The 20,788-nt window shown below is 54.0% G+C and carries 22 protein-coding genes and 1 riboswitch; of the genes, 10 read left to right on the top strand and 12 right to left on the bottom strand.

Translation table 11 applies throughout. From position 1 onward, the window contains the following. Window positions 1-34: 34 nt before the first annotated feature. The 4 genes from yqiA to nudF are packed head-to-tail and all read right to left on the bottom strand — an operon-like array spanning window position 35 to window position 2,549. Window positions 35-616, bottom strand: coding sequence for an esterase YqiA (gene yqiA / locus K5Y33_RS18730; protein ID WP_222234883.1), 582 nt, complete (start codon window positions 614-616; stop codon window positions 35-37). A gap of 3 nt (window positions 617-619) precedes the next feature. Continuing rightward, on the bottom strand, window positions 620-1,447 hold the full coding sequence (gene cpdA, locus K5Y33_RS18735) for a 3',5'-cyclic-AMP phosphodiesterase (protein WP_101762997.1): 828 nt from the start codon (window positions 1,445-1,447) through the stop codon (window positions 620-622). A 44-nt stretch (window positions 1,448-1,491) separates the two neighbouring features. Next, window positions 1,492-1,917 carry a DUF1249 family protein gene (locus K5Y33_RS18740; protein ID WP_008103400.1) on the bottom strand — a complete coding sequence of 142 codons (426 nt, stop codon included), beginning with the start codon at window positions 1,915-1,917 and terminating at the stop codon, window positions 1,492-1,494. Further along, window positions 1,914-2,549 carry an ADP-ribose diphosphatase gene (nudF, locus tag K5Y33_RS18745; RefSeq protein ID WP_101762996.1) on the bottom strand — a complete coding sequence of 212 codons (636 nt, stop codon included), beginning with the start codon at window positions 2,547-2,549 and terminating at the stop codon, window positions 1,914-1,916. The genes K5Y33_RS18740 and nudF overlap by 4 nt, the downstream gene beginning before the upstream one ends. Window positions 2,550-2,574: 25 nt before the next feature. Between nudF and K5Y33_RS18750 the strand changes: the two genes are divergently transcribed. From K5Y33_RS18750 to K5Y33_RS18765, 4 genes are all read left to right on the top strand, one after another. Continuing rightward, window positions 2,575-2,766, top strand: coding sequence for a hypothetical protein (locus K5Y33_RS18750; RefSeq protein ID WP_225614418.1), 192 nt, complete (start codon window positions 2,575-2,577; stop codon window positions 2,764-2,766). Further along, window positions 2,763-4,235, top strand: coding sequence for an outer membrane channel protein TolC (gene tolC / locus K5Y33_RS18755; RefSeq protein WP_192236273.1), 1,473 nt, complete (start codon window positions 2,763-2,765; stop codon window positions 4,233-4,235). The genes K5Y33_RS18750 and tolC overlap by 4 nt, the downstream gene beginning before the upstream one ends. Window positions 4,236-4,375: 140 nt before the next feature. Then, window positions 4,376-5,050 carry a DUF1190 family protein gene (locus K5Y33_RS18760; protein ID WP_061720467.1) on the top strand — a complete coding sequence of 225 codons (675 nt, stop codon included), beginning with the start codon at window positions 4,376-4,378 and terminating at the stop codon, window positions 5,048-5,050. An 8-nt stretch (window positions 5,051-5,058) separates the two neighbouring features. Beyond that, window positions 5,059-6,222, top strand: coding sequence for a glutathionylspermidine synthase family protein (locus tag K5Y33_RS18765; RefSeq protein ID WP_222234885.1), 1,164 nt, complete (start codon window positions 5,059-5,061; stop codon window positions 6,220-6,222). Between the two features lie 38 nt (window positions 6,223-6,260). On the opposite strand, the gene ygiD is transcribed toward K5Y33_RS18765, so the two are convergent. Then, complete coding sequence (gene ygiD, locus K5Y33_RS18770) at window positions 6,261-7,046, bottom strand: 4,5-DOPA dioxygenase extradiol (RefSeq protein ID WP_222234887.1); 786 nt, start codon at window positions 7,044-7,046, stop codon at window positions 6,261-6,263. A gap of 273 nt (window positions 7,047-7,319) precedes the next feature. Here ygiD and K5Y33_RS18775 point away from each other — a divergent pair, with 273 nt between their 5' ends. After that, a complete protein-coding gene (locus K5Y33_RS18775; RefSeq protein ID WP_110867311.1) occupies window positions 7,320-7,703 on the top strand; it encodes a cell wall hydrolase in 384 nt (127 codons plus the stop codon). A gap of 59 nt (window positions 7,704-7,762) precedes the next feature. On the opposite strand, the gene ribB is transcribed toward K5Y33_RS18775, so the two are convergent. After that, window positions 7,763-8,419 carry a 3,4-dihydroxy-2-butanone-4-phosphate synthase gene (gene ribB / locus K5Y33_RS18780; protein WP_008103416.1) on the bottom strand — a complete coding sequence of 219 codons (657 nt, stop codon included), beginning with the start codon at window positions 8,417-8,419 and terminating at the stop codon, window positions 7,763-7,765. A 105-nt stretch (window positions 8,420-8,524) separates the two neighbouring features. Continuing rightward, window positions 8,525-8,674: riboswitch (FMN riboswitch) on the bottom strand. 171 nt (window positions 8,675-8,845) lie between these two features. Between ribB and K5Y33_RS18785 the strand changes: the two genes are divergently transcribed. Further along, on the top strand, window positions 8,846-9,151 hold the full coding sequence (locus K5Y33_RS18785; RefSeq protein WP_008103418.1) for an accessory factor UbiK family protein: 306 nt from the start codon (window positions 8,846-8,848) through the stop codon (window positions 9,149-9,151). 37 nt (window positions 9,152-9,188) lie between these two features. Here the strand turns inward: K5Y33_RS18785 and hldE are convergent, their stop codons facing one another. Genes hldE through K5Y33_RS18800 form a run of 3 tightly spaced genes read right to left on the bottom strand, consistent with a single transcriptional unit; the run spans window position 9,189 to window position 14,867 of the window. Then, window positions 9,189-10,613, bottom strand: a complete 1,425-nt coding sequence (gene hldE, locus K5Y33_RS18790; RefSeq protein WP_101762991.1) for a bifunctional D-glycero-beta-D-manno-heptose-7-phosphate kinase/D-glycero-beta-D-manno-heptose 1-phosphate adenylyltransferase HldE — start codon at window positions 10,611-10,613, stop codon at window positions 9,189-9,191. Between the two features lie 59 nt (window positions 10,614-10,672). Continuing rightward, window positions 10,673-13,531, bottom strand: coding sequence for a bifunctional [glutamate--ammonia ligase]-adenylyl-L-tyrosine phosphorylase/[glutamate--ammonia-ligase] adenylyltransferase (glnE, locus tag K5Y33_RS18795; RefSeq protein WP_222234889.1), 2,859 nt, complete (start codon window positions 13,529-13,531; stop codon window positions 10,673-10,675). A gap of 25 nt (window positions 13,532-13,556) precedes the next feature. Then, complete coding sequence (locus K5Y33_RS18800; RefSeq protein ID WP_110867315.1) at window positions 13,557-14,867, bottom strand: inorganic triphosphatase; 1,311 nt, start codon at window positions 14,865-14,867, stop codon at window positions 13,557-13,559. 204 nt (window positions 14,868-15,071) lie between these two features. Between K5Y33_RS18800 and K5Y33_RS18805 the strand changes: the two genes are divergently transcribed. Together K5Y33_RS18805 and K5Y33_RS18810 are read left to right on the top strand one after the other, a co-directional pair. Further along, window positions 15,072-15,695 (top strand): TIGR04211 family SH3 domain-containing protein, encoded by a 624-nt coding sequence (locus K5Y33_RS18805; RefSeq protein WP_101762988.1) that lies wholly within the window; start codon window positions 15,072-15,074, stop codon window positions 15,693-15,695. A gap of 142 nt (window positions 15,696-15,837) precedes the next feature. Next, the gene (locus K5Y33_RS18810; protein WP_222234891.1) at window positions 15,838-17,070 is read left to right on the top strand and encodes a multifunctional CCA addition/repair protein; all 1,233 of its coding nucleotides are present in this window, start codon (window positions 15,838-15,840) and stop codon (window positions 17,068-17,070) included. Between the two features lie 18 nt (window positions 17,071-17,088). On the opposite strand, the gene bacA is transcribed toward K5Y33_RS18810, so the two are convergent. Next, window positions 17,089-17,907, bottom strand: a complete 819-nt coding sequence (gene bacA / locus K5Y33_RS18815; protein WP_101762986.1) for an undecaprenyl-diphosphate phosphatase — start codon at window positions 17,905-17,907, stop codon at window positions 17,089-17,091. Window positions 17,908-18,098: 191 nt separating this feature from the next. Then, window positions 18,099-18,458, bottom strand: coding sequence for a bifunctional dihydroneopterin aldolase/7,8-dihydroneopterin epimerase (folB, locus tag K5Y33_RS18820; protein WP_101762984.1), 360 nt, complete (start codon window positions 18,456-18,458; stop codon window positions 18,099-18,101). Window positions 18,459-18,565: 107 nt separating this feature from the next. Between folB and plsY the strand changes: the two genes are divergently transcribed. Beyond that, window positions 18,566-19,165, top strand: coding sequence for a glycerol-3-phosphate 1-O-acyltransferase PlsY (gene plsY, locus K5Y33_RS18825; RefSeq protein WP_222234893.1), 600 nt, complete (start codon window positions 18,566-18,568; stop codon window positions 19,163-19,165). 25 nt (window positions 19,166-19,190) lie between these two features. Here plsY and tsaD read toward each other — a convergent pair whose 3' ends face one another. Next, on the bottom strand, window positions 19,191-20,204 hold the full coding sequence (tsaD, locus tag K5Y33_RS18830; RefSeq protein WP_101762982.1) for a tRNA (adenosine(37)-N6)-threonylcarbamoyltransferase complex transferase subunit TsaD: 1,014 nt from the start codon (window positions 20,202-20,204) through the stop codon (window positions 19,191-19,193). 281 nt (window positions 20,205-20,485) lie between these two features. Between tsaD and rpsU the strand changes: the two genes are divergently transcribed. Continuing rightward, window positions 20,486-20,701: a 30S ribosomal protein S21 gene (rpsU, locus tag K5Y33_RS18835; RefSeq protein ID WP_008103436.1), complete on the top strand. Its 216-nt coding sequence runs from the start codon at window positions 20,486-20,488 to the stop codon at window positions 20,699-20,701. Window positions 20,702-20,788: the final 87 nt, after the last annotated feature.

Genomic DNA, 20,788 nt, shown 5'->3' on the forward strand with positions numbered 1-20,788 from the left:
ATTAGCAATAGGAAAATGGCCCCACTTCGCAAGGTCACTGGGCGTTTAATCCCAGAAAATCAACGATCTGTGCGAAATGGCGTTCGAATCCGATATAGGCATGATTGCCGCCCTCTTCAACCGTCTGGCGGCATGCGCTGTAATACTCCAGCGCCTGGCGATAATCGAGTATTTCATCGCCGGTTTGTTGCAGCAGCCAGAGTAAATCGGGCGCTTCAAGAGGGTCAATCTGCATTACTTTCAGATCGTAAATGTGGCGAGACTCTAACACATATTGCTGGCCGGTGTAGGGATTACGGTTTTCGCCGAGGTAATCCACCAGCAGCTCAAACGGCCGTACGGCGGGATTAACCACCACCGCTGGCAACATAAAACACTGCGACAGCCAGGTAGCAAAATAGCCGCCCAGCGACGATCCCACCAATCCCAGCGGTTCACCGGCATATTGCATCACCAGATCTTCCAGCATGCTGGCGGCTTCAGACGGAAACGTCGGTAGTTGTGGCACCATCACATTGATATGCGAATGCTGTTCGTTGAGCCACTGCTGCAACTGCGTGGCTTTCGCCGATTGCGGGGAACTGTTGAAGCCATGCAGATAAATCAGCGCCGCCATTGCTTAGTAGCCCTCGGAATCAAGATCGGGGCGGAACATGTCACTTTGCAGGCGGTTCACTTCGGTCTGCAGCGTGCCGTCGGGCTGCAAGGTAAACCAACGCCAGCCCGGCGCCAGCGTATCAATGGTGAAGTTAGTACAATGCGGTTTGAACTGGACGCAGGTTGATGGTGAAGCCATCACGCGGCGACCATGCCAGTCGAGATCGAGCTCCTGATGAATATGGCCGCATACCAGATTACGTGCGCGCGGGAAGTGCTGCAGTACCGCTTCCAGCTGATGCGGATTGCGCAAGCTGTGCTGATCTAACCAGGTACATCCGGAAGCCAGCGGGTGATGATGCAGAAGTACCAAAGTGTGGCGTTCTGGGTACTTGCTAAGTGCGGTGTGTAGCCACTCCAGCTGATATTCACTCAACATGCCGTGTGGCACACCAAATACCTGGCTATCGAGCAGCACCAGTTGCCAGTGATCGCCCAAAAGAACGTGCTTGTCAGATTTGATGCCCGCGTCGGCCAGCGTATCCACCATTGCCGGCTGAAAATCGTGATTCCCCGGCAGCCAGACGCAAGGTTTTGGCAGACGATTAATGCCTGCTACAAAGTGTTGGTAAGCTTCGACGGTGTGATCCTGAGCGAGATCGCCAGTGGCGATAATCAGATCATACTGACGCTGTTGTACTTCAATAGCATCCAGTACCGCATCAAAACTCGACCAGGTATTTACCCCAAGCAGCGATTGATGTTTTCCGGCGAAAAGATGGGTATCCGTGATTTGTAAAATCCTGATATCAGACCCATCTTGCGCAGGAAGAGTTAGCAGGCTATCCAAAGCGTTTCCTTAATCTCCACGCCATCGTTGCGTTTTTTACGCTATCAGCAAACCGGTACTGCCACAGCGCCGTGCGCTAAGCAGTAACGCAGCCAATCCGCAAGGAACTGGTTAATCTGATGTTTTTCATCGCGCTGATGCAGTTTTTTATTAGGATAATCATAGCGCGCTTTAAATCGGTAGATCTGTTTAGTGGAACACACTTCAGCGACCATCGCATCATGGTAGAGCCGCACCGACATAGAAGGCAGGCTCCAGTAGCTCACCGCGGGTGCCACCTGACGCACTTCCACCAGCGTGGTGTAACGCGTCGATTCTTCGATGGTGAGCTGATAGCTGGCGCCATTCACCTGATAAATCACCGATGCGCCTGCCTCGTCATTGCGCGGCAGCAGGCGACGCAGCTGGGCGAAATTGGTTTCGCACAGACGCATCATTTCGGGAAAGTCAGGGGTATAGCGCTGTTTCATTTTAGCTTCCACTCTTGTCGTAGTTTTTCATGGTGCAACGCCAGCCATTGCAAGGCGATGACAGATGCCGCGTTATCAATAATCCCCTCTTCCACCCAGCGATAAGCCTGTTCGCGGCTCACCACATGGACAAGAATATCCTCATTCTCTTCCTCCAGCCCGTGATTTCCCTCTGCCAGGCTGGCATCCACTTCGCCCACCAGCACCGATAAACGTTCAGACGTTCCGCCGGGGCTGGCTAAGTAATTCACTATCGGTTTGACGCGGCCAACCTTAAGGCCCGCCTCTTCTACCGCCTCACGTCGTGCGACATCTTCTGGTGTTTCGCCAGGTTCGATGATGCCAGCCACCATTTCCAGCAGCCAGGGCGTTGGGCTGGAATCGAAAGCGGGTATGCGGATCTGTTCGATCAGTACCACTTCATCACGCAAGGGATCATAGGGTAGCAGCACGGCGGCGTGTCCGCGCTCAAAAACTTCGCGCACCACTTCACCACTCATTTCGCCATTAAAACGACGGTGGCGGAAACGGTAGCTGACGATGGAAAAAAAACCATCGTAACGCGTTTCGCGTGCAATAATTTCTACATCGTTTTTTGTGAAAGTCACAGGGGATTTTTTTTCACTCGCCATCGTCTGATTCCTTATGCAGATTGGGATGGAGCAAAGAAAAGCCAAGTCTACCGCTCCGTCCGAGTGGTTCTTTTTGAATTATTTACGTAAATTAGGGGAAGAAGGCACGTTCAGCCAACTTATCTCTGACGCCGCCTCTGTAGAATCGGCGATTATTTTTTTGGCTTACCTGCAGCACTACCAGTGCATTTTGCTGCAACAAAAGGAATGCAAATGAAAAAACTGCTCCCACTTTTTATTGGGCTGACTCTGGGCGGATTCAGCCTTGCCAGCCAGGCAGAAAACCTGTTGCAGGTCTATCAGCAGGCGCGCCTTAGCAACCCCGATCTGCGATCTTCAGCCGCTAACCGCGACGCTGCATTTGAGAAAATCAATGAAGCGCGTAGTCCTTTATTGCCGCAGTTAGGCTTGGGCGCAGATTACACTTATAACAATGGCTACCGTGACAGCAGCGGACTTCATTCCAACACGACCAGCGCCTCTCTGCAATTAACTCAAACTATTTTCGATATGTCGAAATGGCGTGCGCTGTCGCTGCAGGAAAAACAGGCTGGTATTCAAGATGTTACCTATCAGGTTGCTCAGCAAGACCTGATTCTTAACACGGCGACTGCCTATTTTAACGTGTTAAAGGCAATCGACACGCTTTCTTACACCGAAGCACAGAAACAATCTATCTATCGCGAACTGGATCAAACCACTCAGCGCTTTAACGTGGGTTTGGTCGCGATTACTGACGTGCAAAACGCCCGTGCACAGTATGACACCGTGCTGGCTAACGAAGTGACCGCACGTAACAACCTCGATAATGCGGTGGAATCGCTGCGTCAGATTACCGGCATGGATTATCTGTCGCTGGCTTCATTGAATATCGATCGTTTCAAAACCGCGCGTCCAGATGCTGTGGCCAGCCTGCTGAAAGAAGCGGAAAGCCGCAACCTGACCTTGCTGTCTGCGCGTCTGAGCCAGGATCTGGCGCGTGAACAGATTCGTTCAGCCGAAACCGGCCACATGCCAACGCTGGATTTGACCGCCTCAACCGGTATGTCGAATAGCAAATATGGCGGCAGTCGCGCCAATCAGAGCGCTGGCAGCACCGATTCCATCACAGGTTCTAACCAGGTTGGCTTGAGCTTCACCATGCCACTTTACAGCGGCGGCTCGGTCACCTCGCAGGTGAAACAAGCGCAGTACAACTATGTCGCGGCCAGCGAACAGCTGGAAGGCGCACATCGTAGTGCGGTTCAGACGGTACGTTCATCATTCAATAACGTGAATGCCTCTATCAGCAGCATTGATGCTTATAAGCAGGCCGTTGTCTCTGCACAAAGTTCACTGGATGCGATGGAAGCCGGGTATCAGGTCGGTACGCGTACCATCGTTGATGTGCTGGATGCGACCACCACGCTGTTCAATGCTAAACAGCAGCTTTCTGATGCGCGTTATAGCTATCTGATCAACCAGCTGAATATCAAATATGCGCTGGGTACGCTGAACGAACAGGATCTGCAGCAGCTGAACAGCACGCTGGGCAAAGAGATCACCACGACACCTGAAGTGGTGGCGCCGGAGAATAACCAGCAGGCCGCGCGTGTGGATAACGGTCCGAAAGCTTCATCGCCTTCAGCCGCCGCACAAGCCCGTCCAGCTGCCGCACGCAGCAGCGGAAATCCATTCGGTAATTAATTCCCCAGGGGGCCGTATGCGGCCCCTTTCGCATTCAATCGTATAGCTACGTAAAGATCCTTTCCCCATCTGGCTTCGCGCTTCATTTTCCACCGCTCATCCCCTATCCTTACCCCACCTTTGGGCACAGGATGAAAATAATGAAACGGACGAAAAATATTCGCCATGCCGCTTTTCGTAAAAGCTGGCAGGCACGCCACTTAACGCCAGTCGCCTTTGCCGTTAGCGCAGTGTTTATGCTGGCAGGCTGCGAGCAGAGTGACGAAACGGTGTCGCTCTATCAAAACGCGGATGATTGCGCCAAAGCCAATCCAGGCCAGAGCGCGCAATGTACCACTGCGTATAACAACGCACAGAAAGAAGCCGAACGTACCGCGCCAAAATACGCTACACGCGAAGATTGTGTGGCTGAGTTTGGTGAAAACCAATGCCAGCAAACGCCTGCACAAGCGGGTGTGGGCACCACCGCAAACAATGCTGAAGCTCAGCAAAGCGGTAGCTTCTGGATGCCGTTGATGGCCGGTTACATGATGGGACGTATGATGAGCGGCGGTGCAGGGTTTGCCCAGCAGCCCCTGTTCTCGCCAAAAAATCCGAACAGCCCGGCAAACGGTAAATTTGTTGATGCTGCGGGTAAAAACTACGGTAATGCCACATCGGGCCGCACCATCAACGTGCCGAAAACAGCAATGGCGCCGAAACCCGCGACCACTTCCACCATTACGCGTGGCGGCTTTGGTGACAGCGTGGCAAAACAAAACACCATGCAGCGCAGCAGTGCTTCTGGCACCGGCAGCCGCTCGCTGGGAGGCTAAGCCGCAGCATGCAACGTATTGCAATCCCCGAACGTCCAGACTGGCGTGAAAAAGCCGCGGAATATGGTTTCCAGTTTCACACCATGTATGGCGAACCTTACTGGTGTGAAGATGCGTACTACCAATTCACGCTAGCGCAGGTTGAACAGCTTGAGGATACCACCGCCGAATTGCACCAGATGTGTTTGCAGGCGGTGGAAAAAGTGGTGAACAGTGACGAGCTGCTCACCCGTTTCTGTATTCCTAAGCACACCTGGGACTTTGTGCGTGATTCCTGGAAGTTGCGCCAGCCTTCGCTCTATTCGCGCCTCGATCTGGCATGGGATGGCAAAGGTGACGCTAAGCTGCTGGAAAACAACGCGGATACACCAACCTCGCTGTATGAAGCCGCCTTCTTTCAGTGGATTTGGCTAGAAGACCAGGTCAAAGCGGGCAATCTGCCGCAGGGCAGCGACCAGTTCAACAGCCTGCAAGAGAAGCTGATTGAGCGCTTCGCCACGCTGCATCAGCTGTTCGGTTTCAACTGGCTGCACTTCTCCTGCTGCCGTGATACCGAGGAAGATCGCGCCACGGTGCAATATCTGCAGGACTGCGCCACTGAAGCCGGATTGCCGAGCGAATTTCTCTATATTGACGAGATTGGATTGGGTGAAAGAGGCCAGTTTACCGACGTAAACGATCAGGTCATCAGCAATCTGTTTAAGCTCTATCCGTGGGAATTCATGCTGCGCGAAGTGTTTTCTACCAAGCTGGCGGATGCGGGCGTGCGTTGGCTGGAGCCGGCCTGGAAAAGCATCATTTCCAATAAAGCGCTGTTACCGCTGCTGTGGGAAATGTTTCCTAATCATCCCAACTTGCTGCCCGCTTATTTTGCCGATGATAAGAACGCGCCGCAGCTGGATAAGTACGTGGTGAAACCGCTGTTTTCACGCGAAGGTGCCAATATTCGTATCATTGAAAACGGTCAGGAGATCGCCTGCGCCGATGGTCCGTATGGCGAAGAAGGCATGATTATCCAGCAGTTCTATCAGCTACCGAAATTCGGTGATAGCTATACCTTGATCGGTAGCTGGCTGATTGACGATCAACCTGCGGGCATCGGCTTACGCGAAGATCGTGCCTTGATCACGCAGGATCTGTCGCGCTTCTATCCGCATACCTTTGTTGAGTAAAGGCTGTGCCGCCCGCACTCTTCGGGCGGCCTTGCGCATTAGCCAATCTGCACTGACATCATGCTGATCGCGCCCATCTCCATCCCTTCCACAGGAATACTGATCGCTTCATCAGCGGCACGCGCGCCAAGAATATAGAGCAGCGGTAGATAGTGTTCAGGCGTTGGGTTCGAAAGCTGTGCATCCGGATGCTGCATAAAGTTTACCAATGGGTGATCTGCTGCCTCACCGTGGAAATCCAGATTCTCACGGACAAACTGATTAAAGCTCTCCGCCCAAGGATACACGGTTTCTGCGCCTTGCCAGCGCAGCATACGCAGATTGTGCACAACGTTACCGCTGGCCACGATCATCACACCCTCATCTCGTAATGACGCCAGCTTTTGCCCCAATGCGTAGTGCCATTCAGCAGGTTTAGTGCCGTCGATACTCAGTTGCACCACTGGGATGTCGGCATCGGGATACATTTTTGCCAGCACCCCCCAGGAACCATGATCAAAACCCCACTCCTGATCGGCATGAACGGCGATCGGAGCCAGTAAATTCATCACTTGCTGAGCCAGTTCTGGCGATCCCGGCGCGGGATAGCGCACATCAAATAGCGCCTGCGGGAAACCACCAAAATCATGGATTGTGCGCGGATTATTCATCGCCGTCACCGCCGTGCCGCGTGTGTACCAGTGCGCCGAAACCGCGAGAATCGCACGTGGACGCGGCAAGGTTGCACCCAATTGCTGCCAGGTTTGGGTATAACGATTATCTTCCAGTACGTTCATCGGGCTGCCGTGACCAAGGAACAGCGCAGGCATGCGTGTAGTGCTCATGATTAATCCTTTGACGAAGTGTCGCTTTGTTAACCGCTACGATACGCGCTTTCGCTGGGGGATTAACGCTGATAAGTATGATGGTCTCTGTCAGAGAATTTGAATGATATAGGGCGGATAAATTCGACACAGGTTAGGTCTTAATATTGCACGCGAGCCTTTTAGATATCAGTGATATAGCCCGCACCTAAGACCGAGCGAGACCAGTCTTGTTACATCCAATCAATCTACTTCTTAAACTCCCCTCGGTTTTAGAAAGATGAGTTGGAATTTATGTTAATACAGGGAGCAATATTGTGCCTGGCGATGAATATCTACCATGAAGCGCGAGGCGAACCGATTAAAGGACAAATAGCCGTTGGTACGGTGACCATGAACCGTGCCAATTGGGATGTCAAAGAGATCTGTCCTGTGGTGTATGCACCTAAGCAGTTCTCCTGGACGTCTCTCAAAAAGCATCCTTATCGTTATCCACCACATGAAGATAAAAGCTGGCAACGCGCCAGAAAGCTGGCACAGAAGATTGTTGAAGGGGAATTACAGGACGTAACGAAAGGCGCGACCTTTTTCCATGCACATCATGCTAAACCGGCCTGGCGTCATACCTTTCAGCGTACAGTAGTAATTGGCAATCACGTGTTTTATGCCAATCGTTAAAACAAAAAAAAGAGGCCAGATAGATATCTATCCGGCCTCTTTCTTCTGTATTAATTCAGTTAACTGGCGTGACGCGTTTCCCGCTGACGGCGATACGCCACCAAATCTTCAATGGTGACGACCGGCATATCATGTTGCTTAGCAAACACGATCGCTTCTGGCGCGTGCGCCATGCTGCCATCATCATTGGTCAATTCGCATAATACGCCCGCAGGTTTGAATCCTGCCAGCGTCACCAGATCGATAGTCGCTTCGGTGTGTCCACCACGCGACAGAACGCCGCCTTCACGCGCACGCAGCGGAAACACATGGCCCGGACGGTTAAGGTCTGAAGGCTTCGCGCCATCAGCCACCGCAGCGCGAATCGTGGTGATGCGGTCGGCAGCAGAAACGCCGGTGGTCACACCGCTTGCAGCTTCAATTGTCACCGTGAAACCGGTGCCGTAAGCGCTGGTGTTAGTTTCCACCATCATTGGCAGCTCAAGCTGCTGACGGCGCTCTTCAGTGATGCAGAGGCACACAATACCGCTGCCGTGACGGATGGTTAATGCCATCTGTTCAACGGTCATGGTTTCTGCCGGGAAGATCATGTCACCTTCGTTTTCACGATTTTCATCGTCGAGCACCATTACACCGCGGCCGTTGCGCAGCGCATCAATGGCGCGCTCTACACGCTGTTCAGGCGTGCCAAATTCAGAAAGAAGCGTCTGATTCATGGTAAAAAAACCTTATAAAATATGAGTTACCAGAACCAGGGCGTGCTTAGGAGTGCGTACAAAACACATGGCAAAAACGTGAAGCGGGCAAAGCCCGGCTGATGTCGTTACCCTCTCCCATCCGGACTCTAACCGTCGGCTCCGGAATTACACCGGATCTGCTGACCTCTCACATTACTGTGAGAGCGCTCGCGGGCTTTCAGCAAGAGCTGATTTACCGCCGGTGGGGAATTTCGCCCCGCCCTGAGAATAAGCGAACAAACTATAACGCCAATCATCTGGTCGGGCAATCGACAAAAGTGCAAATGCTTTTGCATTTCCTGCGTTGCGGATTTCAGGTTTAACCTTTTCGTTTCAGGCATTACACTTAATAGCTATTGAGTCCGAACACGCGCAGCTATCGGCCACCGTAACCAGGAAATAATCATGATCGACACGAAAAAAATTGAACAACTGGCTCGCCAGGTACATGAAGCGATGCCGAAAGGGATTCGCGATTTTGGCGATGATGTCGAAAAGAAAATCCGTCAGGTATTGCAGGCGCAGTTGACGCGCATGGACCTGGTTAATCGTGAAGAGTTTGATGTGCAGACGCAGGTTCTGCTGCGCACGCGCGAGAAATTAGCTGCGCTGGAACAGCGCCTGGCGAAGTTAGAAAGTGAAAGTCCAGCAGCACCCGCGCCGGCGATCATCACGCCAGATCCCGCTGGGAAAATTGATACTCCGCAGTAAGCTAATGGGCGGGAGTTTTCCTCCCGCCCATTCACACTTAATGACTGCGAATCGTTTTGATGATGTTGCTGGTTGAGATGCCATCTTCGAAGTTTAATACGCGCACGTCACCACCGTTTGCCCACACTTCTTTGCTACCCGCGATATCTTCCGGCTTGTAGTCGCCGCCTTTTACCAGCAGATCTGGCAGCACTCCCGCAATCAGACGCTGTGGCGTATCCTCTTCAAACAGCACCACCCAATCCACCGCTTCCAGCGCACCCAGCACAATCATACGGTTTTCTTGCGGATTGACCGGACGCGTTTCGCCTTTCAGACGCTTCGTCGAGGCATCACTATTAACGGCCACAATCAGGCGATCGCCCAGCTTGCGCGCATTCGCCAGATAAGAAACATGGCCAGCGTGCAGGATGTCAAACACGCCGTTGGTCATTACCACTTTCTCACCACGCTGACGCGCCAGCGCAACAGCGGCTTTCAGCTCCGCTTCGGTCATCACACCAAATCCCGTTTCCGGACGGGCGTGAATGGCATTTTCCAGCTCAACAGTGCTGACAGTGGAAGTACCGAGCTTCCCGACGACGACGCCAGCCGCAGCATTCGCCAGGAAACAGGCTTCTTCCAGGCTGTCGCCAGCCGCCAGCACTGCGGCTAGCACGCCAATCACTGTATCGCCCGCACCGGTCACGTCATACACTTCCTGCGCCTGCGTAGGCAGATGCAGCGGCGCTTTGCCCGGCTGCAGCAGCGTCATTCCGTTTTCAGAACGGGTTACCAGCAGCGCGGAAAGCTCATAATCAGCGATTAACTGCATGCCACGACTGACAATCTCTTCCACGCTTTTGCATTTACCCACAACCGCTTCGAATTCAGACAAATTCGGCGTCAGCAGCGTTGCACCGCGATAACGTTCAAAATCAGTGCCTTTAGGATCAATCAACACCGGCACATTAGCTTCACGCGCTAATTGAATCATGGTCTGCACGCTGTTCAGCGCGCCTTTGGCGTAGTCAGACAGCACCAGCGCACCCGCTTGCGTCAGCGATTGACGCATACGATCGTGAATCGGCTGCGGATCAATCTCCTCAAAACCCTCTTCGAAATCGAGGCGAATCAGCTGCTGATTGCGCGAAAGCACGCGCAATTTGGTGATGGTTGGATGGCTTTGTACCGCCACAAAATCACAGTCGACGTTGACCTTTTGCAGGGTTTCGCTCAACACGCGCGCGGCATCATCGGCGCCGGTCAAGCCAATCAGCCGTGATGCTGCACCGAGCGCAGCAATGTTCATGGCGACGTTTGCCGCGCCGCCTGGACGCTCTTCAATGGTATCCACTTTCACCACCGGCACCGGCGCTTCCGGGGAAATACGGCTGGTTGGGCCATACCAATAGCGATCTAACATCACATCGCCGACGACCAGCACAGTGGCCTTGCCAAAAGTGGGCAGTGTTACTTTCATTCAGAGACTCCAACACGGTCAAAATAATGCGCGGGATATTACCACATAAGCCATCAGGCTCACTGTTCCGCGCTGTCAGATTCAGTACCGCTTAACCAACGCTGCCAACTGTTGTTGACCACCGCACGTTCAGCGACAAAGGCTTCAGGCGCCACATGGCCCGGTAATTCCTGCAATGCCAGATGGTGCAGTGCATCACGCAGCGTGACGTACGCATGCGTCAAAGCCTGCGCCTCTTCATCCGGCATAATGCCATGACGCGCCATCAATTCGAAAATGCGGACATTATCCGACCAACGCGTCAACGCTGGCTGATCGGCCGCGTAGCTTAGGACAAGGTATTGCGCGATGAATTCAATGTCGGTGATACCGCCCTCATCGGTCTTAATTTCCCAGCGACCTTTCTGTTTGTTGCTGAGATGCGCCCGCATTTTTTCGCGCATTTCACGCACTTCTTTTTGCAACGTCTCAACGTCTCGCGGCAGGCAAAGAACGTTACGGCGGATTTCATCAAAGCGTTCACAGAGCGCAGGTTCGCCAAACACGATGCGCGCGCGCACCAGCGCCTGATGTTCCCAGGTCCATGCTTCGCTGCGCTGGTATTCGTTGAAAGCGGAAAAAGTACTGACCAGCATACCCGCCGCGCCAGAAGGACGCAGACGCGCATCCACTTCATACAAAATGCCGGACGACGTGCGCGTGCTAAACAGATGCATTACACGCTGCGCCAGGCGCAGATAGAACTGGCGACCATCAATGACGCGCTCGCCATCGGTTTCCGCATCATCCGGACAATCATGCAGGAACACCAAATCAAGATCAGAGCTGTAACCCAGCTCCCAACCACCCAGCTTGCCATAACCGACAACCGCAAAACCGCGCTCATTGTCGCTAGTCAAATGCGATGGACGACCATATCGCTGCACCATCATCTGCCAGGCTTGCTGCACCACGGATTCAATAATCGCTTCTGCCAGCCAGGTTAAGTGATCGCTCACTTTCATTACGGGTAGCGTTTCAGCAATATCGGCAGCGGCGATGCGCAGATGCTGCGCCTGTTTAAACTGGCGCAATGCTTCCAACTGCTGCTCTTCGTCATCGGTGGGAATACGCAGCAGATATTGGCGCAGTTCGTCGCGGTAAGCGTCGGTTGCGGTAGGTTGATACAGCGTTGCGGGATCGAGTAACTCATCCAGCAGCAGCGGATAGCGCGCCAATTGGCTGGCAACCATTGGTGACGCGGCACACAGACGAATCAGATGACGCAGCGCGCCATGATATTCGGTGAGTAATTCCAGATAAGTGCTGCGCGTCAGCACGCCCAGCAACAACGGCGTCAGACGATTCAGCAGCACATCGGCATCTTCGCGCGGACAAACTTCACAGAGCAGACGCGGCATCAACTGGTCGAGCGCCAGACGACCACGCGGACCAATAGTACGGCGGCTCACATCCTGGCGGAAGTTGTTCAACGCGTTGTAAAGCGCGTGACGCTGCGCATCGTCCAATTGCGGTACCACCGGGATGAGATCGCTCTCTTCCAGCGCGTCCTGCCACAGCCCGGCAAACTCAGCCAACTGCGGCTGATCGTCGACATCCGGTGCATCGTCGCCAATCAGCTCGTCAAAGATGGCGCGCACACCGGCCATTTGCAGCTCAAGCTGCGCCATCAGCGCGGTCCAGTCTGCCGCGCCCATCGCCCAGGCTAAGCGCTGGCGGTCGAGCTCGTTCTCTGGCAGCGTTTGCGTTTGCTCGTCATTAATGCTTTGCAGCAGGTTTTCCAGCCGACGCAGGAACAAATAGGCTTCACGTAGATGATCGACCTGTTTCTGACTTAACAAAGCCAGCTGACCAATCGCTTTGAGCGTAGGGAGCAAGGAGCGCAGTTGTAGTGAGCGCTCACGTCCGCCGCGAATCAGCTGGAACACCTGCACAATGAATTCCGTTTCACGAATGCCGCCGGCGCCGAGCTTAATGTTGTCTTTCAAGCCGCGTCGACGCACCTCGCGCGCAATCATGCCCTTCATGTTACGCAGCGATTGAATCACGCTGAAATCGATATAGCGGCGATAGACGAACGGCCGCAGCATTTGCTGCAATTCCTGGCTCCAGTGGCCGTGATCGTCGCCCATCAGCCGGGCTTTGACCATTGCATAGCGTTCCCAGTCGCGGCCCTGCTCCTGATAATAATCTTCCAGTGCCGCGAAACTCAGCACCAGCGGACCGCTATCACCAAACGGACGCAGGCGCATGTCCACGCGATAGACAAATCCATCCACCGTTGGTTGATCGAGCACTTTGATCAGCCGCTGCCCCATGCGCGTGAAGAATTGCGCATTGTCGAGCTCGCGCCGTCCACCTTGGGTTACGCCGTTTTCCGGCCAGGCAAAAATCAGATCGATATCAGAAGAGAAGTTGAGTTCACAGCCGCCGAGTTTACCCATGCCGAGAATCAGCATCGGCTGGGCTTCACCCGCTTCATTGCATGGCGTACCAAAGTCGCGGCTGCAATCCTGCCAAACCCAGTCGCGCGCGGCAGCGATGAGGATTTCCGCCAGCGTGCTGAGTTGCTGCAAACTTTGTTCGGTAGTGGCATGTTGCAGCGCCTGCATCCAGGCGATGCGCACCAGCATATGACGACGGAACAAACGCAGTTCACGCATCAGGGAGGTTTCATTTTCAACTGAGTGCAGCACGTCATTCAGCCAGCGGGCATAGTGCTGCCACTCATCTGGCGCAGGCGCTTGCTGTTGCAGATGCTGCCACCATTCGGGATGCTGCTGCAGGTTATCGAGGATAAAGTCACTAAAGGTCAGCGCGCCCGCCTGTTCTGGCGTGAACGCTGAGGATGGCAAATTAAGTCGCTCTGCCACATTAGCCAACTGCGCCTGCATGAGCGCCGGTAACGGTAACAACATCTTCTCTCCCTGATTGGATTTTTCGTTAGCGTTTGATTCCGCTATTGAGCCAGAAAGGTGCGGGGCGCACGGCCAGGTTAACCAGATGCATTAAGCCACGTTCCTGCTTCTCTCGAATCGCATGCTGTAACTCCAGCCAACCGTCCAGCCAAACATTCACCTCTTCGGCCGGATAAGCACCCGCCAGCAGGTTCACCGCCAACAGCTGGCGATTCAGGCGCGTCGCTTTATCCTGGAACTCATTAAACAGTTGAACATCAACGAATGTTTCTCTGAGATCGGCGGCAATACGACTTAGCATAATATCGCTGAAGCGCTTGAACGATCCCTGCAGCTTGCTTTTGCTCTTGTCGTCGAGCCATTTTTGCCACTGCGACTCGACCAGCCAGTGAGTAAGTGCTAACTGAGCCTCAACCGAAGTTAACGAAAAGCAGGTAGCTTCAGCATTGTTCTCATCATCGGCCAGCAACTCTTCCTGACGGGTTAATTTCTGGCGCAGATCGCTGCTGGCTTTGCGTGGCACCAACGCACCAAACAGTGAGAACGCCTGACGCAGCGTTTCCAGCGCATCAATTACCGCTGCTTTGGCATCTTTATTACCACGCAGCCACACTTCTTCGTGATATTGCCAATGATTCAGTGCCGCAGTCATTGCGTTGATCATGCCCTGCTCAACCGACGCTTTCGCGGCGATTTTCTGCAATGGCAACGTACGGATGGGGCGCGGTAAGTTACCCTGCGCCAGCTGATAGCCGCGCGCGGCTTTGCTCAGGCTGCCGAGACGTAAGCCGCCCATCGTAACCAGCGCTTCAGCGAACTTCAGCATGTCATCGCGTTGACCACTTTTAAGCTCCAGCTCGACTTCATAAAGCGGTTCGCTGAATTCACCGGCAGCGACTTCGCCGCGGTCAAACGCCACTTCAATTTCGCTGTCGCCAAATTGCACCAACCAGGCTTCGCGCTGGAAATGAGTGCTGAACAGCGGCTGTAGGCGCGATTGCAGTGCAGCAATATCGGTGCCCTGCGGCCAAATCTCGGCTGGCAGGCGCGCGATATCCAGCTGCGGCTCCGTGAGATCAACATTGTATTCCGGACGCTGATGCAGACCGCCAACGGTTTTACCGGCCGCTTTCAGCGTCATTTCATAGCGTTGGTCAACGCCACGAATGCGCAGGCCCATGTCCCAGCGACGCAGTTGGTTGTCGTCGGTTTCATAATAGATATTGGTCAGCTCGCGCGCGGCGAAGTGCTGATGTGGCCACGCGGCAAGCTTTTCCGCCAGTTTTTCGGCGGCTTGCGGTGTAGCAATGAACTTTAATTCGATTTCGATGGTCATAATTTTTTATTCAATACGCTGCTGGCACTTACGAGTTTAATCTGGCGAAGAGTAATGCACCGGAAGCCCGCTGTCTCCGCTTTCTTGTGCTTTTACGACCCTTTTCGCACCGGATTGAGACCAGGATAGTTCTCATTCAGATTTTTGAGAAGCGTCTCCAGACTGTGCCGGTAATTTTACGCCATTAAGAAAAAACGACATCGAATGAAAAAAATCACACTTGCTGCCCTTTCTTTGCTGGCTTTCAGCGCCATCACACCTGCTCATGCTGCTGACGAAAAACGCTACATCTCCGATGAATTATCCACTTGGGTGCGCAGCGGTCCGGGCGATCAATATCGCCTGATCGGTAAGCTGAACGCCGGAGAGGAAGTGACCTTGCTGCAGACCAATAACGACTCTCAATATGGTCAGATTCGTGATGCAGAAGGCAAAACTAACTGGATTCCACTGTCGCAACTGAGCGCCAGTCCTAGCCTGCGTACCCGCGTACCGCAACTGGAGCAGCAGGTTAAAGATCTGACGGCCAAGCTAGCGAATATTGACAACAGCTGGAATCAGCGCACTTCTGAGATGCAGAACAAAGTCGCCAACAGCGACGGCACCATTGATGGCCTGAAAGCGGAAAATCAGAAGCTGAAAAATGAGCTGATTGTCGCGCAGAAGAAAGTCAGCGCCGCCAATGTGCAGCTGGATGACAAGCAGCGCACCATCATCATGCAGTGGTTTATGTATGGCGGCGGCGTGCTGGGCGTTGGTCTGCTGTTGGGTCTGTTGCTGCCGCATATGGTGCCGCGTCGTAAGAAAAACGATCGCTGGATGAACTAACGCGCCACGCAGATTTGTTCTTTTATTTAAGGGGATCGTAAGATGCCCTTTTTGGCGTGCCCGATATTTAGCCAAAGTATGCAACAATAAAGTAACAAGCGTGTTCAGCACGCAATTTTTGATCTGCCTCTGGAGTGGTTGAGTGAAGACGTTTCTGGTCGGTGGCGCAGTGCGCGATGCCTTACTGCGTTTGCCGGTAAAAGATAGAGATTGGGTTGTTGTAGGCGCGACGCCAGATGCGATGCTGGCGGAAGGTTATCAGCAGGTTGGCCGGGATTTTCCGGTTTTTTTGCATCCGCGAAGCCGTGAAGAGTATGCGCTGGCGCGTACGGAACGCAAAAGCGGCAACGGTTACACCGGCTTTGTGACGCAGTTCGCGCCGGATGTCACGCTTGAGCAAGATTTGCAGCGCCGCGATCTCACCATCAATGCCATCGCTCAAAGCGACAGCGGCGAGCTGATTGATCCATATGGCGGTCAGCGCGACCTGGCGAAACGCCAGCTGCGCCATGTTTCCAGCGCCTTTAACGAAGATCCGCTGCGTGTACTGCGCGTGGCGCGTTTCGCCGCCCGCTTTGCCCATCTGAATTTCCGGATTGCTGATGAAACCCAGGCGCTGATGCGCGAAATGGCGGTCAGCGGCGAACTGGCGCATCTCACCGCAGAACGGGTGTGGAAAGAGACGGAAAAAGCGTTGTTGACGCGTAATCCACAGGTCTATTTCCAGGTATTACGTGATTGCGGCGCGCTGCAGGTGCTGTTCTCGGAAATCGATAATCTTTATGGCATTCCGGCCCCGATCAAATGGCATCCCGAGATTGATACCGGCATCCATGCGCTGATGACGCTGGCGATGTCCGCTGCGCTCTCGGATCAGCTTGATGTGCGTTTCGCTACGCTGTTCCACGATGTCGGTAAGGCGCTGACGCCAGCAGAAAAATGGCCGAGCCATCATGGTCATGGCCTCGCGGGCGTGCCGATTGTTGAAGCGCTGTGCCAGCGCCTGCGCGTGCCGAATCAGGTGCGTGATTTGGCGTTAGTGGTGACCGAATTCCATGACGTGGTGCACACCATTGAGCGCCAGCCAGCTGACGCGTTAATCGCGCTTTTTGATCGAATTGATGCCTGGCGCAAGCCCGATCGCGTGGAGAAGATGGCGCTGACCAGCGAAGCGGATGCGCGCGGGCGTGCGGGTCTGGAAAGCATGACTTATCCACAAGGCGACTATTTGCGTCAGGCGTTTGCGCTGGCGCAAGCGGTGCCAACCAAAGATGTGGTGGCAGCAGGTTTTAAAGGGGCGGAAGTGCGGGAAGAGTTGACGCGTCGGCGTGTGGCGGTGCTGCAGGCGCAATTGATTAACGCGCGGCCAGTGTAACCAGCCGCGCGGGGCAACTTACATAAAGATGGCGTAAACCACGGCCGCAACAATGAAGCGGTAGATAGCGAAAGAGACGAACGAGATACGCTTGATCAGCTCAAGGAACACCTTGATCGCCAGCAGCGCCACGACGAAAGCCGTTACAAAACCGACGGCAAACATTGGGAAATCCTGCATCGTCAGGAAGCCGAGGCTCTTGTAGAGATCCAGTCCGGTGGCGCCAATCATCATCGGTACCGCCAGAATGAACGAGAACTCTGACGCCGCATAACGGCTCACGCCCATCAGCATACCGCCAGAAATCGTCGCACCTGAGCGCGAGAAGCCCGGCCACAGCGCCAGACACTGGAAGCAGCCAATCATAAATGCCTGACGGTAGGTGATATCGTCAACGCCAACCGCTTTCGGCTGCTTCGGCTTGAAGTATTCCGCCACCAGCAGCAGCACACCGCCGACCACCAGCGCATACATCACGTTGATCGGGTTAAACAGCGTTTTGATTTGGTCGTGCAGCAGCAAACCAATCACCACCGCTGGCACCATACCCAACAGAATATGAATCAGGGTTAATTTGCCCGTACCCACGCCTTCATGTTTGACCTCACCGAAGTGAATGCCGATCAAACCAAACAGGCGGCGCCAGAACATCACGACCACAGCCAGAATCGAACCGAGCTGAATCACCACTTCGAAGGTTTCAGCGGTCTGGCCTTCAAAACCCAACAGATGGCCAACAATAATCATGTGGCCCGTGGAAGAGACCGGCAGGAATTCCGTGAGGCCTTCTACAACCCCCAGGATTGCAGCTACCCAAAGCTGGTGAATGTCTGCCATCAAAATATTTCCTCTATCCGTTTTAAACAGTAAAAAGGCGGTCGCAAAGGGCTACCGCCTGAAATTATGCCTGCGTCACGCTGAAGGAAACCTTAAGAAATTCGGTCACTTCCTGCTGGTTAGCGCAACGGTCTCAAGTGAGACACACCATAATTTGGTTTGGTTTCATTGTGATGGCAATCACGGAAGATTTATTTCGGAATAGTCCCGCGCTCAATACGCACGCCAACGCTGGCCGCCTGGGCTACAGCGCCCGGTTTGCCTACCTTTATGCGTACTCCAGGGGTTTTGAAACGATTCATCAACAGATCGGCGATTTCTTCTGCTACCCTTTCGACCAGGGCAAAACGCTGGCCTTGCAGATGATTGAGGATCACTTCCGTGACATCGGCGTAGCTCAGACAATCATTCACATCGTCGCTGGCGGCGGCGTGACGGTTGTCCCACGCCATTTCGACATCGAGCACCAGCTTCTGCTGCATGCCCTGTTCCCAGTCGTAAACGCCAATAGTTGTGAACACGGTAAGCTGCTCGATAAATACGATATCCATGATGTCAGTCTCTGTTTTTGGCTAAGCCGGATACCACTTCCGGCGGATTATGCGTATTATCCACGCTTATCGAGAACAAAACGACCCAAAAGGAACGGTACGACGCTATGAGTGCTATCGCGCTTGGTATGATTATTTTCGCGTATCTTTGCGGCTCGATTTCCAGTGCGATATTGGTCTGTAAACTGGCTGGTTTACCCGATCCGCGCTCGCAAGGCTCAGGCAATCCTGGCGCGACCAACGTTTTGCGCATTGGTGGTAAAACCGCCGCTGCGGCGGTGCTGATTTTCGACGTGGCAAAAGGCATGCTGCCGGTGTGGATCGCTTATCTGCTGCACGTTGCCCCTCTCTATCTTGGCCTCACGGCGATTGCCGCCTGTCTGGGCCACATCTATCCGGTGTTCTTTCGTTTTCGCGGCGGTAAAGGCGTGGCGACGGCCTTTGGTGCGATTGCACCGATTGGCTGGGATTTGACGGGATTGATGACCGGCACCTGGCTGCTGACGGTGCTGCTAAGCGGCTATTCATCACTTGGCGCGATTGTCAGCGCGCTGATCGCACCCTTTTACGTGTGGTGGTTCAAACCGCAATTCACTTTCCCCGTTTCGATGCTCTCGTGTTTGATTCTGTTGCGGCACCACGACAACATCCAGCGCCTGTGGCGCGGCCAGGAAAATAAGATCTGGAAACGGAATAAGAAGAAATAAAAAAACCGGCGCAAGGCCGGTTTTTTTATATGGCGGGCAATTCTGCCAGCGGCCAGCGCGGCCGCACGCTGACGCTGAGTCCACCGCTGGTGCCGCCTTTGAGGCGCACCATGCCCGCGTAAGCAATCATCGCGCCGTTATCGGTGCAAAACTCAGGGCGTGCGTAAAACACCTCGCCGCCACGCTTTTGCATCATCTCGGCCATGCGCTCACGCAACGTTCGGTTGGCGCTGACGCCACCCGCAATCACCAAACGTTTAAAGCCAGTTTGCTCAAGCGCGCGTTTGCACTTAATCATTAAGGTATCAACCACCGCATCTTCAAATGCGCGAGCAATATCCGCGCGAGCTTGCTCGTCGCCCTGATGCTCGCGAATGGTATTCGCCGCAAAGGTTTTCAGGCCGGAGAAGCTGAAATCCAGCCCCGGACGATCTGTCATTGGCCGCGGGAAGCGGAAACGGTTTGGCGTGCCTTGCTGCGCCATACGCGACAGCATCGGTCCGCCGGGATAATCCAGCCCCAGCAGCTTGGCGGTTTTATCGAACGCTTCGCCAGCCGCATCGTCAATCGATTCGCCCAATAAGGTGTATTCACCAATGCCGGTCACGCTGATCAATTGCGTATGCCCGCCGGAAACCAGCAGCGCGACAAACGGGAATTCCGGCGGATTCTCTTCCAGCATCGGCGCCAGAAGATGCCCTTCCATATGATGCACCGGCACCGCCGGCACATTCCAGGCGAATGCCAACGCTCGGCCAATGGTGGCGCCAACCAGCAGCGCGCCCACCAATCCGGGCCCGGCGGTGTAGGCGACGCCGTCAATCTGTTGTGGCTCAAGGCCCGCTTCTTTCAGTGCCGCCTGAATCAGCGGCACGGTTTTACGGACGTGGTCACGCGATGCCAGTTCCGGCACCACGCCGCCGTAATCGGCATGCAGTTTCACCTGGCTATATAGTTGATTTGCCAGCAGACCGGACGCATCGTCGTAAATCGCGATGCCGGTTTCATCGCAGGACGTTTCAATACCCAGAACTCGCATAGCTTTTATCACCCTCTTCGTGCGGCGCGCAGTGTAACACAGGCAATTCTCACGCCAGAGACTTTGCCCCTGAAAAAGTGTTTTTCTGTCGCACAAAGAGTGCGCTATACTCCACGGCCTGAAAAAACCGGCAGCCGCGATGGCATATGCCCCTGTTGGTTCTAAATTATACATGGTGCTTTACAAGTCGGCCGCGGCTGGAGTAAAATGCTGCACCATTTTGAAATGTGCTGGCGCCGCAGTCAGCAGCAAAAACCGAATTTTATCGAGGTAAGAGTTACATGCCGGTAATTAAAGTACGTGAAAACGAGCCGTTCGACGTAGCACTGCGTCGCTTTAAGCGTTCATGCGAGAAAGCAGGTGTTTTGGCAGAAGTTCGTAGCCGTGAGTTCTACGAGAAGCCTACCACTGAGCGTAAGCGCGCTAAAGCATCTGCAGTTAAGCGTCATGCCAAGAAACTGGCTCGCGAAAACGCACGCCGCACTCGTCTGTACTAATTTCTTGCGGAAGCTTGCTTCCGCCGCGTGATAAACGCAGACAGAGTCAAGTAAAAGGCCGTGCTTTCCGAAAGGAAGCGCGGCTTG

It is taken from the genome of Pantoea sp. DY-17 (assembly GCF_019795975.1).
Classification (GTDB): Bacteria; Pseudomonadota; Gammaproteobacteria; order Enterobacterales; family Enterobacteriaceae; genus Pantoea; species Pantoea leporis.

Bases quoted from the DNA above. Each gene is read 5' to 3' on its own strand.
- K5Y33_RS18785 (WP_008103418.1), top strand. From the start codon at position 8,846: ATGATCGACACGAAAAAAATTGAACAACTGGCTCGCCAGGTACATGAA.
- nudF (WP_101762996.1), bottom strand. From the start codon at position 2,549: ATGGCGAGTGAAAAAAAATCCCCTGTGACTTTCACAAAAAACGATGTA.
- tsaD (WP_101762982.1), bottom strand. From the start codon at position 20,204: ATGCGAGTTCTGGGTATTGAAACGTCCTGCGATGAAACCGGCATCGCG.
- K5Y33_RS18765 (WP_222234885.1), top strand. From the start codon at position 5,059: ATGCAACGTATTGCAATCCCCGAACGTCCAGACTGGCGTGAAAAAGCC.
- plsY (WP_222234893.1), top strand. From the start codon at position 18,566: ATGAGTGCTATCGCGCTTGGTATGATTATTTTCGCGTATCTTTGCGGC.
- K5Y33_RS18760 (WP_061720467.1), top strand. From the start codon at position 4,376: ATGAAACGGACGAAAAATATTCGCCATGCCGCTTTTCGTAAAAGCTGG.
- K5Y33_RS18805 (WP_101762988.1), top strand. From the start codon at position 15,072: ATGAAAAAAATCACACTTGCTGCCCTTTCTTTGCTGGCTTTCAGCGCC.
- bacA (WP_101762986.1), bottom strand. From the start codon at position 17,907: ATGGCAGACATTCACCAGCTTTGGGTAGCTGCAATCCTGGGGGTTGTA.
- yqiA (WP_222234883.1), bottom strand. From the start codon at position 616: ATGGCGGCGCTGATTTATCTGCATGGCTTCAACAGTTCCCCGCAATCG.
- tolC (WP_192236273.1), top strand. From the start codon at position 2,763: ATGAAAAAACTGCTCCCACTTTTTATTGGGCTGACTCTGGGCGGATTC.
- ygiD (WP_222234887.1), bottom strand. From the start codon at position 7,046: ATGAGCACTACACGCATGCCTGCGCTGTTCCTTGGTCACGGCAGCCCG.
- ribB (WP_008103416.1), bottom strand. From the start codon at position 8,419: ATGAATCAGACGCTTCTTTCTGAATTTGGCACGCCTGAACAGCGTGTA.
- K5Y33_RS18750 (WP_225614418.1), top strand. From the start codon at position 2,575: ATGGAGCAAAGAAAAGCCAAGTCTACCGCTCCGTCCGAGTGGTTCTTT.
- K5Y33_RS18775 (WP_110867311.1), top strand. From the start codon at position 7,320: ATGTTAATACAGGGAGCAATATTGTGCCTGGCGATGAATATCTACCAT.
- K5Y33_RS18740 (WP_008103400.1), bottom strand. From the start codon at position 1,917: ATGAAACAGCGCTATACCCCTGACTTTCCCGAAATGATGCGTCTGTGC.
- hldE (WP_101762991.1), bottom strand. From the start codon at position 10,613: ATGAAAGTAACACTGCCCACTTTTGGCAAGGCCACTGTGCTGGTCGTC.
- rpsU (WP_008103436.1), top strand. From the start codon at position 20,486: ATGCCGGTAATTAAAGTACGTGAAAACGAGCCGTTCGACGTAGCACTG.
- K5Y33_RS18800 (WP_110867315.1), bottom strand. From the start codon at position 14,867: ATGACCATCGAAATCGAATTAAAGTTCATTGCTACACCGCAAGCCGCC.
- folB (WP_101762984.1), bottom strand. From the start codon at position 18,458: ATGGATATCGTATTTATCGAGCAGCTTACCGTGTTCACAACTATTGGC.
- glnE (WP_222234889.1), bottom strand. From the start codon at position 13,531: ATGTTGTTACCGTTACCGGCGCTCATGCAGGCGCAGTTGGCTAATGTG.